Source organism: Allobranchiibius sp. CTAmp26 (genome assembly GCF_017565405.1).
GTDB lineage: Bacteria > Actinomycetota > Actinomycetes > Actinomycetales > Dermatophilaceae > Allobranchiibius.
In genome coordinates this window covers 50,434-67,285 of the sequence record NZ_JAGEKR010000018.1, presented here as the reverse complement: position 1 = coordinate 67,285, position 16,852 = coordinate 50,434, and the positions used below count along the sequence as shown (strand labels likewise).

Here is a 16,852-nt window from a genome sequence, read left to right as displayed (position 1 = left end):
CAGGTGACCGTGCTGACCCGGGGAGTCGCAATGCTCGCGGCGTTACTCGCGCTCGGCTGCCTGCTCATCGGCGTCCCGACCGCGGCGGCCGTGCCGCACGCGGCGACCAGCCTCGACCCGTCCCTCGCGATCACCGCGGTCACCCCCACGGTGGCGGCGCCGAAGAAGCCCGTCACCATCACCGGCTCGCTGACCGCCGGCAGCAGCGCACTCACCGCCCCGGTGCTCACCGCCTCGCTCGGCACCAGCGACCTGGACACGGTCAGCGCGGTGCGTTCCTGGAACGCCGGCACCCTGCCGGCATCGACGCGGAACCGGGCAACGGCCCGGCCCGGTTCGCTGAACCCCGGCGGTTTCGAACAGTTCACGATCACCATTCCGGCCGCCGCGCTGGCCCTCAGCTACAGCAACGCGAACCTGCCGCTGTCGATCTCACTGTCGAACGGCGCCGGGAGCGCTCCGCTGCGCGTCTGGCACACGACGCTGTCGTTCGTGCGCTCGGCCCCGGCGGTGCCCCTGCGCGTGACCTGGCTCGTGCCGCTCATGCTCCCCGCCGATTCGGCGCTCTTCGGCCCCACCGGCGCCGACCGCACTGCCGCCTGGCAGAACGCGATCGGCCCCGGATCACGCATCGACACCCTGCTGCGGTCGCTGGCCGGACAACCCGTCACCTGGGTGATCGACCCGGCGGTGATCGCGCCGACCGCGCCCGCCGACCGCAACGTGCCCGCCGCGTCGTCCACCACGGGTTCGAGCGGCCCGTCGAGCTCCACCACGGGCACGGGCGGGGCGTCGAGCACCCCGAGCACGTCGTCCTCCGGTGACCCGACATCCCCCGGGGGCACCTCGCAGACCCCGTCATCGGGCACCAGCAGTTCGAGCTCACCCAACGGTCGCGCGAGCACCGATCCGGCCGACACGCTCGCCGCGCAGCTGCGTACCCGCCTGAGCAACCTGCCCGCGGGCCAGTCGGTGCTCTGGACGCCTTTCGACGACCCCGACCTGTCCGCGCTCGCCACGTCCGGCGCCCGCGGACAGCAACTGATCCGCGAGGACGTCGGCCGGAGCCTGCCCACCGACATGGCCGCGGTGAGCTCCACCTCGATCGCATGGCCCGCGGCCGGGGTGGATGCCGGAGTCGTGGGCACCATCACCGACGCCTGGACGAAGGCTCGCCGTCCCGCACCCGTCGTACTCCTGCCGAAGGAGGCCACGACGGACGCCGGGGACGCCACCGGCACCGCCGAACGGTCCGCCACCGGCACCGGCGGCCTGCTCCTCTACGACCAGCAGCTGAGCGCGCTGGCCGGTGCGGCCGATGGCGACATCGGCCTGCGTACGCAGCAGTTCCTCGCCCAGAGCCTCGCCGTCTACGGGGAGCGGCCCGCCACCGCTCGGTCTCTCGCGATCGTCGTCCCGCGCTCCGCCGGCGCGTCCGCTGCCCAACTCGCCACGATCATCGCCGCCGCGCGTACGGCGCCCTGGCTGGCGGACCGCACGGGCAACCAGGCCGTCCGGGTCGCCCGGTCGGGTGTGCCCGACACGGTGCGGTCCGAGCGCACGGCCGTCACCTTCCCCGAGCCCCGCACCACCGCCGTCAACCCGGCGTCGCTGAACGGGATCGGTGTCCAGCGCCGCCAGTTGTCGGGCCTGAACTCCCTGCTGGTGAGCTCGGGCGATGTGATCTCCGATCGGCTCCGCCTGATCGACAACCTCGGGTCGGCGCGGTGGCGTGGGTACACGCTCGGCGCGACCCACTCCGCTCAGTACAGCGCGGGCGCTCTCACCAGCCTGCTGTCACTCGTGTCGGTCAGCACGTCGCCGGTCAACTTCTTCACCGACCGCGGAGCCCTCGCCATCAATGTGGTCAACAAGCTCAACCGTCCGGTGCGAGGAGTGCGGGTGGTGCTGCAGCCACGGGCCATCCAGCTGAAGGTGCGTCAGCAGGCCCCGCCGATCTCGCTGGGCGCCGGGGGGCTCGGCATCGTGCGCCCGGAGGTGGCGGCGGCCGGGTCCGGGTCGGTGCCGGTGGATGCCCTCATCGAGACCGCCAACGGTGTGCCTCTGGGCGCGCCACGAGGCACGACGGCCAACCTGCAGGTCAACGTGCGCCCCACCGCGACGTGGATCTACTGGGTCCTCGGAGGGGTCGCGGGGCTCATCCTCATCGGCGGGGTGATCCGCAGCATCCGGCGCGGCCCCCGCACCGAGCAGGACGTCACACCGCAGCCCGGGAGCCCGCCCCCTCGCGACGCCACCCCGGGGGATGCGATCGTAGCCAGCACACCGAGCCCGTCCGCGACATCGACGCGCACGGGCGAGGGCACCGCAAGCACAGCAAGCACCGCAACTACTGCAACCACCGACGAACGCGCCGCGGAGGATCCGGATGAGTGAGCCCTCCGGGCCCAGTCTCGGCACTCGGTACGACGCTGCCGCGCATACCCCCCGCCCAGCCGGCGGTCCGTCCCCGCGGTCCAGTCTCGGCGCGCAGTACTCCGACGCCCGCGGCGACGAGTCGTCGCTCGACCTCTTCTCCGGCACCGTCATCCTCGAGCCCCGCCTGGTCGATACGCGCTCCGCGCGGGCGGTGCGTCAGGCCGTGGGTCCTCCGCGAGGTGCGACCCGCGTGTCCGCCGACGCGGCACCGCGCGGCCGGGACGGGGCGGCCGTCGTACCGGACGGCGCCCTCGCCACCACCCGTGCGCCGGACACCGATTCCGGCGACGCCGGAGTGGCCCGGTCGAGCGCGATCATGGCAGCCGGAACGCTGGTGTCGCGTCTGCTCGGCTTCCTGCGCGCCTACCTCCTGCTTGCCGCTCTCGGGGCCGTCGCCAAGGGCAAGGGGGCCAACGCCGCGAACATCTGGGACACGGCCAACACGCTCCCCAACATGGTCTTCCTGCTGCTCGCCGGCGGCGTCTTCAACGCGGTGCTGATCCCGCAGCTGACCAAGGCGCTGAAGGACCCGGACGGCGGCAAGGGCTACACCGACCGCCTCGTCACCCTCGCTCTGCTGATGCTGGGCGGCATCACCGCGATCTGCCTGATCTTCGCCTACCCGCTCTACTGGCTCTACGACCTGCACGGCAGTTCGGACGCCTTGCACCTGGGCTGGCTCTTCGGTCTGCTCTGCCTGCCGCAGATCCTGTTCTACGGCGTCTACACGATCTTCGGTGAGGTGCTGAACTCCCGCAGCCGGTTCGGTGCCTTCATGTGGTCGCCGGCATTGGCGAACATCGCCTCGATCCTCGGCCTGCTCTACTTCATGGGCCGCTTCAGCCCGAACGTCGCACCGGGCAACTGGACCGGCGAGATGATCCTGGTCCTCGGCGGCAGTACGACGATCGGCATCGTCGCGCAAGCACTCGTCCTGATCATCCCGATGCGTCGCGCCGGCTACCGGTTCACGCCCAACATGCAGTTCCGGGGTGTGGGGCTGCGCTCGACCGGGAAGATCGCCGGGCTGGCGTTCTCGGCCATCCTGGTGCAGCAGGCCAGCCTGTTGGTGACCACGAACGTGTTGAACAACGTGCCGGGCAGGTACCCCGGCCGCATCGTCCAGTCGACCGCGTTCCTCCTCTTCATGCTCCCGCACTCGCTGGTGACGGTCAGCCTCATCACCGCGCTCTACACCCGCATCTCCACGGCGGCGCGCGACCGCGACACCACTCGCGTCACCGACGACGTCGCGACCGCCGTCCGGCTGTGCGGGGTCGCGGTCATCCCCGTCACGATCGGCGCATTCGCGCTGGTCCCGCCGCTGGCGCTGCTCTACAGCGGCCGGGGCGGCAACTCCGTGGCGGCCGACGGTCTGTCGAGCGCCACGATCGCGATGCTGCTGGGGTCCTTCCCGCTGGCGTTGAACGTCATCGTGCAGCGCACGCTCTACGCCTACGAGGACGCCGTCAAACCCTTGATGATGCAGTTCCTCGGGACCGCCGTCGCCGTACCGCTGACCCTGCTGTGTCTGCTGTTGCCTCCCGAGCGGGTCGGCACCGGAGTCGCGCTCGTGCAGTCGATCAGCTACGTGGCGCAGGCGGCGTCGGGTTACTACTGGCTGCGCAAACGCCTCGGTGGGCTGCCCATGCCGGGGGTCGCGCGGACCTACGGCCGGCTCGCGGTCGCGGCGTTCGCCGGCACCATCGTCGCCCTGCTCGTGCGGTGGGGTCTCGGCCATCTGATCCAGGCGCAGATCACCGGTGCGCTGGCGGGTCTCGTGGTCGGGGGTGTGTTCTTCCTGTTCGTGTACGTCGCGGTGGCGCGGGTGTTGAAGGTGCGCGAGATCGACGCATTGTTGGCGCCGGTTACCAGCCGCCTCAGCCGCGGTAAAGGCCGCCCCGCCTAGACTTCCGCAAGAACTCGCGGCTCGCCCGCGGTCGCCCGACTGAGCAGGAGCACGCGTTGCAGCACTTGAGCGAGGGGGATGCGCTCGCCGGACGTTACGAACTGACCTCCAGCGTGGCCGATGCCGGCGCCTACCGCCAGTGGCACGCCGTGGACCGCACACTGGCGCGCGACGTCACGGCCATCACCTTCCCTGCCGACGACCCGCACGCCGAGGCCGCCCTGGACAGCGCCCGCCGCGCGGCCGGTGTGGACGATCTGCACCTGCTGCGCATCCTCGACGTCGGCACGGAGGACGGCACGTCGTACGTCGTGACCGAGCGGGTGCACGACGCCGATTCGGTGGCCGACCTGCTGCGGTTCCAGACCCTGCCCGCCGAGGAGGCCCGCCGCATCGTCGGCGAGGCCGCCACCGGGTTGCACACCGCCGCGGCCCGCGGTCTGCACCACCTGACCCTCACACCGCACGACATCGTGCGGTCGCGTGACGGCGCGGTCACCGTGCTCGGCGTCGCGACCGACGGGGCGCTCTCGGGCCTGGACGACGTGCCGCCCGCCGAAGCCTCGCGCACGGACACCAAGGACCTGGTGCGGATCCTCTACACCGCTCTCACCGGCCGGTGGCCGGGCGCGGAGGCGGTGCCGGGGCTTCCGGGCCTGGCCGGCGAGATCGGGAAGTCCGGTGCGTCCTCCGACGACCGCGCGCCCGTACCGCTGCCGTCCACGCTGGTCACCCGGGTGCCCTCCGATCTGGACTCGGTGTGCTCCGAGGTCCTGGTCAACGACGCGGGCCCCCGGACGCCGGGCGAGCTCGCGCGTCTGCTCTCGCCCTGGTCGGCCGAACGGGTGCACGGGGTGGGCGGTCGCGATGTCGCGTTCGCCGACGACGAGGAGCTGGCCGCACCCGCCGCGCGTGATCGCACGGTGGCGACGCGCTACTTCGACGACACCGACCGAGCGGGCCGCCGCAGCGACCCGGACGAGACCCGGCAGCACACGATGGGCGTGCTACCGGCGGGCACGCCGGTCGGCGAGCCCAGCCTGGTCGACCTGGAGCCGCCGGCACCGGGCCTGCCCGCCGGCTACGACGAGCCGGACCGACGATCCAGCGGACTGGCGCTCGCCATCGTCGCGGTCCTGCTGATCCTCACCCTCGTGGTCGCGGTCTACGGACTGCGGGGCATCGGCACGAGCGGGGCGACCACCGCGACGACGACACCCTCCTCGACGACCAGCAGCAAAGCGTCCCCGAGTTCCAGCTCGACGTCCTCCACGGTGCCGTCCGGCGTGGCGATCAAGCCCGTCTCGATCACCAGCTTCGACCCGGACGGCAACGGCAACGAGCACAACGAGTTGGCGCAGCGCGCGATCGACGGCGATGCCAGCACGATGTGGGTCACGCACCTGTACCGCACCGACACCTTCGGCAGCACCAAGAACGGCGTGGGTCTGGTGCTCGACCTCGGCAAGAGCAAACAGGTGGGCAGCGTCTCCATCAACGTGATCGGGAACCCCACCACCATCGAGGTCTTCGTGACCGGCGCCAAGACCATCGTCGGTGGGACGCCGCTCGGCACGCTGACCAACGGCTCGGGCGAGCAGACCGTCCGTGGCACGGCACGGTCCGGGCGGTACGTCATCATCTGGATCACCCACCTCAGCCAGTACTCGAGCGGGCTCTACCGCGACCAGATCGCGGAGGTCAAGGTCTTCTCGTGAGCCACCTCGAGCCGGTGCCGCCCACGGACGCCCAGCTGCTGCGGGCCCACGTGCAGGGCGACCCCGACGCGTTCGGTGAGCTGTTCCGGCGGCACAAGGATCGGATGTGGGCGGTCGCGGTCCGGACGACGCGGGACCCGGAGATCGCGGCCGACGCGGTGCAGGACGGGTTCATCTCCGCGTTCCGGCGTGCCGAGTCCTTCCGCGGCGACTCCCAGGTCACCACCTGGCTGCACCGGATCGTGGTGAACGCGTGCCTGGACCGGATGCGGCGTGTCAGACCCACCAGCGAACTGCCCGACTATGACCTCGCCGACCGCCACGATCGGCACGCGAGTGCCGAGGTGCGGATCGACGTCCAAGAGGCCCTCACCGCCATCCCCGAGGCGCAACGGCTCGCGTTGACCCTGGTGGACATGCAGGGGTTGTCCGTCGCGGAGACCGCGCAGGTGCTGGACGTGGCCGAGGGCACGGTCAAGTCGCGCTGCGCACGCGGGCGGGCCGCCCTGGCCGACCTGCTGCGCGACCGGCAGGGCGACGGTTACGGGGCCGCCCGATGATCGACCAGCGTCGCGGGAGAAACTTCACCGTCTTTCGGAACCATTCGGAACCGGACGCCGTCGTACCCGTGACCAGGAGTGGAGGATCCGCATGACACACCCACCTTCCTCCGGCGACGGATCGTCCGACGGAGGCGAGGACCAGCGGATTCGTGACCTGTTGGCAGCAGTGCCGGGGCCAGGACGGATGCCGGATTCCGTTGCGTCCCGGATCGAGGCTGCCCTCGCGCGGGAACAGCGGGAGCGGGCCTCCTCCGACGCGCCGACCGCACGGCTCACCAGCCCGGTCGCGGCCACGCCCGCTGAACCACCCGCGCCGACCGGGGCTCCCCCGATGCGCAGCCAGGGCGAGGTCGTCGACCTGGACGCCCGGCGCCGTCGAGGTCGCGGCTGGCGTGCCCTCGGGGTCGCCGCCGCGGCGGCGGTGGTGATCGTGGGCGGTGGAGCCGTCGGATACGCCGGGCTGCACCACCAGAGCGCACCGGTCGCCAACGCACCCTCACCGAGCGGCTCGCTCGCGAACCGCGTGTCTCTGGGCCGGACGGGTCAGAACTACACCAGCGCTGCGCTGCCGACCCAGGCCGCGACCCTGCTGTCGAGCCCCAGCACCACGTCGGTGCCGCCGCAGGTGGCACAGGAGTACGGCGCCATGGCCACGTCCCGGGGCGTCGTCGCCTGCCTCGGGTCGCTGGGGTCGGCGCTGGCCGCCGATCCGGACCACATCACGGTCGACCTGGCGCGCTACGACGGAGCGCCGGCGGTGGTCGTCGTCCTCACCAAGTCCGGCAGGAGCACCGCATGGGTGGTGAGCCGTGGTTGCACCAGCGGATCTAAGCCGTTGGCCGGGCCTGCCACGGTCGCCACCTGAGCCAGAGGCACGCTCCGGGCGCGGGAACAAGGCTCATCTAGGATCTGTTCCACTCCATGACGCCCGTACCCGGGCGCCTCCGCATGCGTTAGGAGCAGGTCCTCCCGTGACTGCTGACACCGTCCGCAACCTCATCATCGTCGGCTCCGGACCCGCGGGATACACCGCGGCGATCTACGCCGCCCGCGCCAACCTCGCACCGCTGGTGTTCGAAGGTTCGGTCACCGCCGGCGGCGCCCTGATGAACACCACCGAGGTCGAGAACTTCCCGGGCTTCCCCGAGGGCGTGATGGGCCCGGATCTGATGGAGCACATGCGCGCCCAGGCAGAACGCTTCGGCGCGGAACTGATCCGCGACGACGTGCTGTCGATGGACCTGCGCGGACCGGTCAAGACGGTCACCGACGGTGAGGGCAACACGCACCGGGCGCACGCGGTCATCCTGGCCATGGGGTCGGCGTACCGCGAACTCGGCCTGCCCGACGAGCAGCGACTCTCCGGGCGGGGCGTGTCCTGGTGCGCGACCTGTGACGGTGCCTTCTTCCGCGAGCAGGACATCGTGGTCGTCGGCGGCGGCGATTCCGCCATCGAGGAGGCGACGTTCCTCACCCGCTTCGCTCGCACGGTCACCCTGGTGCACCGTCGCGACGCGCTACGAGCCTCGCGGATCATGGCCGACCGCGCGCACGCGAACCCCAAGATCCGGTTCGCGTGGAACAGCGAGGTCGCCGCGATCCACGGCGAGAGCAAGGTCTCCTCGGTCACGCTGCGGGACACCGTCGACGGGACCGAGCGCGAACTGGAGGCGACCGGGGTGTTCGTCGCCATCGGGCACCTGCCGCGCAACGAGCTCATCCTCGGGACCGTCGCGACCGACGGCGAGGGGTACGTCACCGTGGCGCAGGGCTCGACCAGCACGAATATCGAGGGCGTCTTCGCCTGCGGCGACCTGGTCGACCACACCTACCGTCAGGCCATCACCGCCGCCGGCTCGGGCTGTGCGGCGAGCCTGGACGCCGAGCGCTTCCTGGCAGACCTCGAGCAGCCCTCTCCCGAGGAACTCCCGGCTCGCGACGACACGGACGCGGACACCACGGCCACCGAGCTCGTCACTGCAGACTGACCGATCACGTTGTCCGACAACGTGATTCACCCGCGCGTGCTCGCCGGGGCGTCGTTCACGGAGAGCACACCGACCATCTGTCACACCCATCTGAAAGGCTGACCGCATGAGCACCAAGGAAACCAACGACGCCTCGTTCGAGGCCGATGTCCTGCAGAACTCCAAGCCTGTCCTCGTCGACTTCTGGGCTCCCTGGTGCGGACCGTGCAAGGCCGTCGCACCGATCCTCGAAGAGGTGGCTGCCGCCAACGCCGACAAGATCGACGTGGTCAAGCTCAACACCGACGAGAACCCGCAGATCGCCGCCAAGTACGGCATCACCGGCATTCCGACGTTGAACGTGTACGTCAACGGTGAGGTCGTGAAGTCCCTGGTCGGGGCCCTGCCCAAGCCCAAGCTGCTGCGTGAGCTCGAGCCCTACCTCGGCTGATCGATCCCTCGTTTCACGTGAAACGGCCTCCCCACCAGTGGTGGGGAGGCCGTTTTCATTCGCTCGCGATCGGTCGAGCGGACTCAGTCGTTGGCGAGCTGGATCCCGAGGGTGTCGACGATGCGCTGCAGATCCTGCACGCTTGCGAACTCCACCGTCATCCTGCCCTTGCGCTTGCCCAGGCTGATCCCCACGCGGGTGTCGAGCCGGTCGGACAAGGTGGCGGCGATCTGATCCAGGGCGGGGTGGTGAGCGCCCATCGTCGGCGAGGTGCGGGTGGCCTTCTCCGGTTCCTGGCCGACCGCGATGATCTCCTCGGTGGACCGCACCGACAGCCCCTCGGCCACGATGCGCTGCGCCAGACGCTCCATGGCGGCCGCGTCGGGCAACGCGAGAAGCGCGCGTGCATGTCCCGCGCTCAGCACGCCGGCAGCCACCCGTCGCGCGACGAGCGGTGGCAGGCGCAGCAATCGGATGGTGTTGGAGATCTGCGGGCGCGACCGGCCGATCCGCGTCGCCAGCTCCTCGTGGGTGCAGGAGAAGTCGTCCAGCAGCTGTTGGTACGCCGCGGCCTCTTCCAGGGGGTTGAGCTGCGCGCGGTGCAGGTTCTCCAGGAGCGCGTCACGCAGCATGTCGTCGTCGGCCGTGCTGCGCACGATCGCCGGGATCGTGGTCCGACCGGCGGCCTTACTGGCGCGCAGTCGGCGTTCACCCATGATCAACTCGTAGGCGGGCGAGCGATTCTCAGCCGCTGCGTCGGCATCCTCCGGAGTAGGCACCTCGCGGACCACGATCGGCTGCAGGACGCCGATCTCGGCAATGCTGTGCGTCAACTCCGCCAGATCGTCGTCGTCGAACACCTGACGCGGCTGCCGGGCGTTCGGCACGATGTCGGCGATGTCCAGCTGAGCGAACTGCGCGCCGGGCACCGGCCGCAATGTCGTCTCCGCAGAGGAGGAGTCGTTCTCCGCGCCGATGTTTCCCGTGAAACGTTCGGCTGCCGCGCGGCGCGCCGCCCCCTCTTGCGCGGACGGGAAGAACACATCGGAGGGGCGCTGCTGGGGCTCGCCGGCGGGAGCCGGGGGGATCAGTGCGCCGAGTCCGCGGCCGAGCCCGCGTCGCTTGTCGGTCATGGGGTCAACGGTACCCGGCGGCCCGCCCGGCCAATTCCTTGGCGGCTTCCAGGTAGGACAACGCCCCCGTCGACGAGGGCTCGTACGTCATCACGGTCTGCCCATGGCTGGGCGCCTCGGAGATACGGACCGATCGGGGTATGCAGGCCTTGAGCACCTGGTCCGGGAAGTGCTCGCGCACCTCCTCGGCGACCTGGGCCGACAGGCGGGTACGGGCGTCGTACATCGTCAGCAGGATCGTGCTGACCTGCAGATTCGGGTTGAGGTGGGCCCGGATGAGCTCGATGTTGTGCAGGAGCTGCGACAGACCCTCGAGCGCGTAGTACTCGGACTGGATGGGGATGAACACCTCGCCGGCGGCGACGAACGCATTGACGGTGAGCAGTCCCAGGCTCGGCGGGCAGTCGATGAAGACGTAGTCGAACGCCTCGTCGGGGTCGGTCTCGTCGAAGTAGGCCTGCAGCGCCCGCTTCAACCTGGTTTCACGTGAAACCATGGCGACCAGTTCGATCTCCGCACCGGCCAGGTCGATGGTCGCGGGCACGCACCAGAGGTTGGCGATGTCGGGGCAGGCATGGATCACCTCGCGTAGAGGCAGATCGTCGACTACCGCGTCGTAGATGCTGGGGACCTCCGCATGGTGATCCACGCCGAGCGCGGTCGAGGCGTTTCCCTGCGGGTCGATATCGATCACCAGCACGCGCAGCCCGGACTGCGCCAGGGCCGCCGCGACATTCACGGTGGTCGTCGTCTTACCGACCCCGCCCTTCTGATTCGCCACGGTCAGGACTCGTGGTGCGGCGGGTCGCCGAACCTCGACGGTCTTCAACACCGCACGACGACGGGTGGCGTCCGCGATGGCCGCAGCAATCGGGGTGTCGGCCAGCCCTGCGGGCAATACGGGCAGCGCGGGTTCCGGCTGCGGCTCCGCGACAGCCGTTTCACGTGAATCAGCCACATCGTTGACGGCCTCGTCCTCATCGGCGGGGACGCTCACCTCGGACCCTTCGGCGCTCCTACCGATCCAACCGGTCGGGCCGGGGCGACGAGCAGACGTCTCCACGGGTCCGGACTCCGGATCGCGATCCGGCCCGGGCCAACCGGTCGGCGTCATCGCGGTGTGCGAGGTTCCTGTGGCGGCGGGATGTCCGTGGCCTCGGGATGTCACCGGGTAGCTCCTCATGATGCTGTTGGGGGGCGGGGACGACGTCATCCCTTGGACTTGGCGCCCCGCGACTTTCTCGCATTCGACGTGGACGGGGCCTGGCGACGGCCTGCCACGACACGGACCACCGTCGTCGGCGGGTCGACCACGCCGACCCCGCACTGTACGACGTCGGTCGAGACCACCCCGGCCCGTCTCAGCACCTGCTCGGCGTCTCGTAGTTCCTCTGCCGCCGACGCGCCCTTGAGGGCGAGCATGGTGCCCCCGTCGCGTAGCAACGGCAGGCTCCACTCTGTGAGCTGCGACAACCGCGACACGGCGCGGGAGCACACCACGTCCACCGCGAGATCCGTGGCGTTCTGTGCACGCGCTCGACGCACGTCGACATTGATGAGGCCCAGTTCTTCGACCGCCGCGTCCAGCCACGTCACTCGCCGTTGCAGCGGCTCGATCAGGGTGACGTGCAGGTCCGGCCGCAGGATCGCCAGAACCAGACCGGGCAGTCCGGCGCCGGAACCGACATCAGCCACCCGGGCATCGGGCGCTATGAGATCGCCGACCACGGCACAGTTGAGCAGGTGACGCTCCCACAGCCGAGGCACCTCGCGAGGGCCGATCAAGCCATGGTCGACCCCCGTGCTGGCGAGCAGTTCGGCGTAGGCGACAGCGCCCCCGAGCCGCTCACCGAAGACGGTGTGCGCGGCGGCGGGGGCCTCGGGCAGCGTCGTGGAGTCCTGTTGTTCCACGTGAAACCGAGGAACTACTGCTGGGGCAGGACGACGACGTAGCGTCGCGGCTCGACGCCCTCGGACTCCGAGCCCAGGCCCGCGGCAAGGACGGCGTCGTGCACGACCTTGCGCTCGAATGCGCTCATCGGCTCCAGCGACTGCCGCTCTCCGGTGTCCTTCGCGGCCGCCGCGGCATCCGCGGCGATCCGGGTCAACTCCTCGCGGCGCGCGGCCCGGTGGCCCGCGACGTCCAGCATCAGGCGACTGCGCTCGCCGGTCTCGGCCTGCACGGCCAACCGGGTCAGTTCCTGCAGCGCCTCGAGGACCTTGCCGTCCTGACCGACGAGACGGCGCGGCACCCGCCCCTCCTCGGAGTCCACGATCGCCACGGCCGCGCGGTCCCCGTCGACATCGACGTCGATGTCGCCGTCCAGGTCCGCGATGTCCAGCAGGGTCTCCAGGAAGTCGGCCGCGATCTCGCCCTCACGGTCCAGCCCCGTCGAGCTGTCCGAGGACTGCTGAGAATCTGCGGCCGCCGGCTCGGCGGACCCGTTCTCGCCGTGTTCGACCTGCTCGGTCTGATCGGTGTCCTGTGTCATGAGAGCTCCAGATTCTGTGTCTGCCAGTGGGTGCGAACGGTCGGCATCACCGTTTGCGTTTGGTCTTGGCGCGTGGGGGCGCGATGTTCTTCGCGGTCGTGGTGGTGACCTTGGTGTCACCGGTGGTCGAGACCGCTGTCGTGGAACCGCTGGACGCGCCGTTCGGAGAGGTGTCCTGGGACTGTGGGCCGGTCGGGGCGGGGCGACGTTTGCCCTTCTTGGGCTGCACCCGCTGGCCGCTCACCTTGGCCTTCCCCGCGGTGTCCTCGCCCTCGGCGGGCGCCTCGGCAGCGGCGATGGCCGCGGCCTTGTCCAGGCTCACGGCGGCCCCGGGCATCGGCTTGCCCTTGGCGCGGCGCCGCTCCTCCAGGGCCTTCTCTGCGGCAGAGCCGGGTGAGGGCATCCGACGGATCACGTAGAACTGCTGCCCCATGGTCCACAGGTTGGTGGTCAACCAGTAGATCAGCACACCGATGGGGAAGTTCGGGCCGGTGACGAAGAAGAACAGCGGCATCACGTACATGATGATTTTCTGCTGCTTGGCCATCGGGTTGTCCAACGCCGCGGCCGGCATGTTCTTCTGCATCAGCTGGCGCTGGGTGATGAACATCGTGGCCGACATCAGGACGATGAGGCCCATCGTGAGGACCTTCGCGGCCAATGAGTGGCTGCCCAGGAAGGTGTCCGACAGCTTCGCGCCGAAGAGGGTGGACTGCTCCGCCTGTCGCGCCGCCGCCCGGGTCATCAGCCCGATCGGGTTGTGACGCCCATCGCCGATCTTGCCCAGGTTGTTGAGCACCCGGAAGAGGGCGAAGAAGAACGGCGCCTGGAGCAGGATCGGCATACAGGAGCTGAACGGGTTGGTGCCCGTCCGCTTGTAGAGCTCCATCGTCTCTTCCGTCATCTTCTGACGGGATTCGGCGTCCTTCTTGCCCTTGTACTTCTTCTGGATCGCCTGGATCTCCGGCTGGATGAGCTGCATCCGCCGGGAGGTCTTGATCTGCTTGACGAACAGCGGGATCAGCAGGACCCGCAGGACGATCACCAGGCCGACGACCGAGAACGCCCACGTCCACCCCGACGTGGGGTTCATGCCGATCTTGCTCAGACCGTCGTGGAAGCCCACCATCACGAGTGCGACGAACCACTCGAGCGGGAAGAGCAGGGTGTCAATCATGGTGTCCTCGGTGCTTCTCGGGAGGGCTGATCAGGATGAGGGGGCGGTCAGGCCGCGTGGTGCACGTCGCCGGACACCTTCGCCGGTGGAACGTGGTCGACACCACCGGGGTTCCACGGGTGGCACCGCAGTAGCCGGCGCGCGGTGAGCCAACTGCCCTTGAAGGGTCCGAACCGGGTGAGCGCGGTGACCGCGTACGCCGAACAGGACGGGGTGAACCGGCACGACGGCGGGAAGAGCGGAGAGATCCACCGCTGGTAGATCCGCACCAGCAGGACGAGCGGTGCGGCCAGCCAGCGGTTCACGGTGCTCATCGCAGCCGCGACAACGCCTGGTGCAGCTGGCGCTGCAGGTCCGCGCGGACACGCGGGGTGGGGGCGCCGGCCAGTGACGGGTTGGCGCGTACGACGACGTCGACATCGACGGGGACGGAGCCGAGTTCCGCAGCGACGACGTGCCGCAGGACCCGCTTGGCGCGGGTGCGGACCACGGCATTGCCGACCGCCTTGGAAACGACGAAACCCACCCTGGGGACGGCGGGGCCGTCCGCGGGGCGGGAGACGTGCGCTGCATGGACCACCAGGAGGTCACCCCCACTTCGCCCCGCGCCACGACCGCGCAGCACAGCCCGGAACTGCGCCGGGCGGCGCAGACGGTGCGCTGCCGGCAGCACGGGATGCGGGGATCGATGTGATCGGACTCAGGCGGAGAGTCGCTCGCGGCCCTTGCGGCGGCGTGCGGCGATGATCGAACGGCCGGCGCGCGTCCGCATCCGCAGGCGGAAGCCGTGGGTCTTGGCCCGTCGACGGGTGTTCGGCTGGAAGGTGCGCTTGCTCACGTGTCACTCCGGTCGGATGCCTGGGTCGGTGACCCAGATGGTTCGAGATGGTGCCTGGTCAGAAGGTCTCCAGTGTCGCCTGCGGCCACCACGGCGGACCGGCTCCGACGACGTACGCCGTGGCGCACGTGCAAGAGTTCGACCTACCGTCCATGCTCACAGGGCACGAGACGACCAAAACTCTACGGGCGCCGCGGGACAGCGGTCAAACTCAGCGTGCTCTGCCGCGCTCCGATCACGACGTCGGCTCGCAAACGACCAAGCAAATCGGTTTCCGGCCCGCCGTTCCAGTCGACACGCCGCAGCCGTCTGAACAGAAACCGTCCGCGAGGTTGCCGTAGGGAATCCTGGTTGTTACGGTCGGGTTCGCTTCGAATGGGGGAAATTATTCACAGCCTGTGGAGAACCCTGTGGATGACGATCGGTACGCTCCTCGCACACATTCGACAGCGATCTTCCGGGCACCCGTTCGACGGTGACCATCATGAGCTGACCAGGCAGCGAGGAGTATGACCACCGTGAGCGAATCGGACCACGATCTCGCCTTCGTCTGGCACTCCACGCTGATGACGCTGGAAGACGCGGGCATCGCCCAGCGCGACCGGGGGTATCTGCGCCTGGCGCGGCTGATCGGTGTCGTCGGTGAGACGGCCGTCCTCGCGGTGCCCTTCGAACACACCAAGCGCATCGTCGAGTCGGACCTCATCGAATCGGTGTCCGCTGCGCTCAGCGAACAGCTCTCCCAGACCGTGACGCTCGCCGTCACCGTCGATGAGTCGTTGCAGCCGCCCGACCAGAGCGCCGAGGCGGGTGAGCTCTTCCCCATCGACGTCGTGGAGAAGCCGGCGCCGGTCGAGAAGGCACCACCCCCACCGGCCCGCGGCCCCGTGTCGACCAACGCCCGCGGGGGCGCTGCGACCAACGATCCCCGGCTCAACCCGAAGTACACCTTCGACACCTTCGTCATCGGCGCCGGCAACAGGTTCGCCTGCGCCGCGGCCCAGGCCGTCGCCGAGACTCCCGCCCGCTCGTACAACCCGCTGTTCATCTACGGCGACTCCGGGCTGGGCAAGACCCACTTGCTGCACGCGGTGGGTCACTACGTGCGCAGCTACTACCCGCAGATGCGGGTGCTCTACGTGAACTCCGAGGAGTTCACCAACGACTTCATCAACTCCATCCGCGACGACAACGCCAGCCGCTTCCAGAAGCGCTACCGCGACGACGTCGACGTGCTGCTGATCGACGACGTGCAGTTCCTGCAGGGCAAGGAGAGCACCCAGGAGGAGTTCTTCCACACCTTCAACTCGCTGCACAACGGCGAGAAGCAGATCGTGCTGACCAGCGACCAGCCGCCGAAGCTGCTGAGTGGCCTGGAGGACCGGATGCGGTCCCGGTTCGAATGGGGTCTGACGACCGACGTCAAACCGCCGGACCTGGAGACGCGCATCGCGATCCTGCGCAAGAAGGCCATCGCCGACAAGATGGGGATCCCGGACGAGGTGCTGAGCCTCATCGCCAGCCGCGTGCCGAGCAACATCCGCGAGCTCGAGGGCGCTTTGATCCGGGTCACGGCGTACGCGTCCGTGTCGGCCCAGGAGATCACCATGGAGCTGGCGACCCATGTCCTGAAGGACCTGATGCCGAGCGCCAACCCCGGTCAGATCGGCGTCTCGACGATCATGGCCAAGACCGCCGCGTACTTCGACCTGACCATCGACGATCTGTGCGGCTCCTCCCGCAGCCGCACCCTCGTCAACGCCCGGCAGATCGCGATGTACCTGTGCCGTGAACTGACCGATCTGTCGCTGCCGAAAATTGGTCAACAATTCGGTGGGCGCGATCACACCACGGTGATGCACGCGGACCGTAAGATCCGTCAGCAGATGGGTGACCGGCGTCACCTGTACGACCAGATCAGCGAGCTCACCTTGCAGATCCGTCGCGCAACCTGACGCTTCATCCACACAGTTGTCCACCGTTTTCTGGGGATAACTATATTTTTCGACCCGACGGATGTGACCTACGTCACTCAGATCCCGGGTTTGAGCTTCTCCCTCCCCTTCGTTGTCCCCACCCTGTGGATAAGTCTGTGGGTAGCGCCGTTCCGGGCAACACGCCGAGCACCGAACACCACGCCGTCGTTCATCCACACTTTCCTGGGG

At 69.4% G+C, this 16,852-nt stretch carries 17 protein-coding genes; 9 read left to right on the top strand and 8 right to left on the bottom strand.

The window, feature by feature from the left end:
• The first annotated feature begins 3 nt into the window (after positions 1–3).
• From J4030_RS14185 to trxA, 7 genes are all read left to right on the top strand, one after another.
• Complete coding sequence (locus J4030_RS14185; RefSeq protein WP_208049883.1) at positions 4–2,397, top strand: DUF6049 family protein; 2,394 nt, start codon at positions 4–6, stop codon at positions 2,395–2,397.
• Entirely contained in the window at positions 2,390–4,348 is a 1,959-nt protein-coding gene (murJ, locus tag J4030_RS14180) for a murein biosynthesis integral membrane protein MurJ (protein ID WP_208049882.1), read from the top strand. Before J4030_RS14185 ends, murJ begins: the two co-directional genes overlap by 8 nt.
• A 56-nt stretch (positions 4,349–4,404) precedes the next feature.
• On the top strand, positions 4,405–6,066 hold the full coding sequence (locus tag J4030_RS14175) for a protein kinase family protein (protein WP_208049881.1): 1,662 nt from the start codon (positions 4,405–4,407) through the stop codon (positions 6,064–6,066).
• A complete protein-coding gene (gene sigM, locus J4030_RS14170) occupies positions 6,063–6,626 on the top strand; it encodes an RNA polymerase sigma factor SigM (RefSeq protein WP_208049880.1) in 564 nt (187 codons plus the stop codon). The genes J4030_RS14175 and sigM overlap by 4 nt, the downstream gene beginning before the upstream one ends.
• A gap of 91 nt (positions 6,627–6,717) precedes the next feature.
• Positions 6,718–7,494, top strand: coding sequence for a hypothetical protein (locus tag J4030_RS14165; protein ID WP_208049879.1), 777 nt, complete (start codon positions 6,718–6,720; stop codon positions 7,492–7,494).
• 106 nt (positions 7,495–7,600) lie between these two features.
• Entirely contained in the window at positions 7,601–8,617 is a 1,017-nt protein-coding gene (trxB, locus tag J4030_RS14160; RefSeq protein ID WP_208049878.1) for a thioredoxin-disulfide reductase, read from the top strand.
• Between the two features lie 106 nt (positions 8,618–8,723).
• The gene (gene trxA / locus J4030_RS14155) at positions 8,724–9,047 is read left to right on the top strand and encodes a thioredoxin (RefSeq protein ID WP_179483383.1); all 324 of its coding nucleotides are present in this window, start codon (positions 8,724–8,726) and stop codon (positions 9,045–9,047) included.
• An 83-nt stretch (positions 9,048–9,130) separates the two neighbouring features.
• On the opposite strand, the gene J4030_RS14150 is transcribed toward trxA, so the two are convergent.
• The 7 genes from J4030_RS14150 to J4030_RS14120 all read right to left on the bottom strand — a co-directional run bounded on the left by J4030_RS14150 (position 9,131) and on the right by J4030_RS14120 (position 14,474).
• Positions 9,131–10,180 (bottom strand): ParB/RepB/Spo0J family partition protein, encoded by a 1,050-nt coding sequence (locus J4030_RS14150; RefSeq protein WP_208049877.1) that lies wholly within the window; start codon positions 10,178–10,180, stop codon positions 9,131–9,133.
• A 4-nt stretch (positions 10,181–10,184) separates the two neighbouring features.
• Positions 10,185–11,177 carry an AAA family ATPase gene (locus J4030_RS14145; RefSeq protein WP_307864706.1) on the bottom strand — a complete coding sequence of 331 codons (993 nt, stop codon included), beginning with the start codon at positions 11,175–11,177 and terminating at the stop codon, positions 10,185–10,187.
• 212 nt (positions 11,178–11,389) lie between these two features.
• Positions 11,390–12,091, bottom strand: coding sequence for a 16S rRNA (guanine(527)-N(7))-methyltransferase RsmG (rsmG, locus tag J4030_RS14140; RefSeq protein WP_208049876.1), 702 nt, complete (start codon positions 12,089–12,091; stop codon positions 11,390–11,392).
• A gap of 14 nt (positions 12,092–12,105) precedes the next feature.
• Complete coding sequence (locus J4030_RS14135) at positions 12,106–12,672, bottom strand: R3H domain-containing nucleic acid-binding protein (RefSeq protein WP_208049875.1); 567 nt, start codon at positions 12,670–12,672, stop codon at positions 12,106–12,108.
• 46 nt (positions 12,673–12,718) lie between these two features.
• Positions 12,719–13,849: a membrane protein insertase YidC gene (gene yidC / locus J4030_RS14130; protein WP_208049874.1), complete on the bottom strand. Its 1,131-nt coding sequence runs from the start codon at positions 13,847–13,849 to the stop codon at positions 12,719–12,721.
• A 47-nt stretch (positions 13,850–13,896) separates the two neighbouring features.
• The gene (gene yidD / locus J4030_RS14125) at positions 13,897–14,163 is read right to left on the bottom strand and encodes a membrane protein insertion efficiency factor YidD (RefSeq protein WP_208049873.1); all 267 of its coding nucleotides are present in this window, start codon (positions 14,161–14,163) and stop codon (positions 13,897–13,899) included.
• Complete coding sequence (locus J4030_RS14120) at positions 14,160–14,474, bottom strand: ribonuclease P protein component (RefSeq protein ID WP_307864708.1); 315 nt, start codon at positions 14,472–14,474, stop codon at positions 14,160–14,162. The genes yidD and J4030_RS14120 overlap by 4 nt, the downstream gene beginning before the upstream one ends.
• On the opposite strand from J4030_RS14120, the gene J4030_RS18305 reads away from it, so the two are divergent.
• Positions 14,421–14,543 carry a hypothetical protein gene (locus tag J4030_RS18305; RefSeq protein WP_279538179.1) on the top strand — a complete coding sequence of 41 codons (123 nt, stop codon included), beginning with the start codon at positions 14,421–14,423 and terminating at the stop codon, positions 14,541–14,543. The genes J4030_RS14120 and J4030_RS18305 overlap by 54 nt on opposite strands.
• A 6-nt stretch (positions 14,544–14,549) precedes the next feature.
• Here the strand turns inward: J4030_RS18305 and rpmH are convergent, their stop codons facing one another.
• Complete coding sequence (rpmH, locus tag J4030_RS14115) at positions 14,550–14,687, bottom strand: 50S ribosomal protein L34 (RefSeq protein WP_208049871.1); 138 nt, start codon at positions 14,685–14,687, stop codon at positions 14,550–14,552.
• Between the two features lie 509 nt (positions 14,688–15,196).
• Here rpmH and dnaA point away from each other — a divergent pair.
• Positions 15,197–16,642: a chromosomal replication initiator protein DnaA gene (gene dnaA / locus J4030_RS14110; RefSeq protein WP_208049870.1), complete on the top strand. Its 1,446-nt coding sequence runs from the start codon at positions 15,197–15,199 to the stop codon at positions 16,640–16,642.
• Positions 16,643–16,852 lie beyond the last annotated feature (210 nt).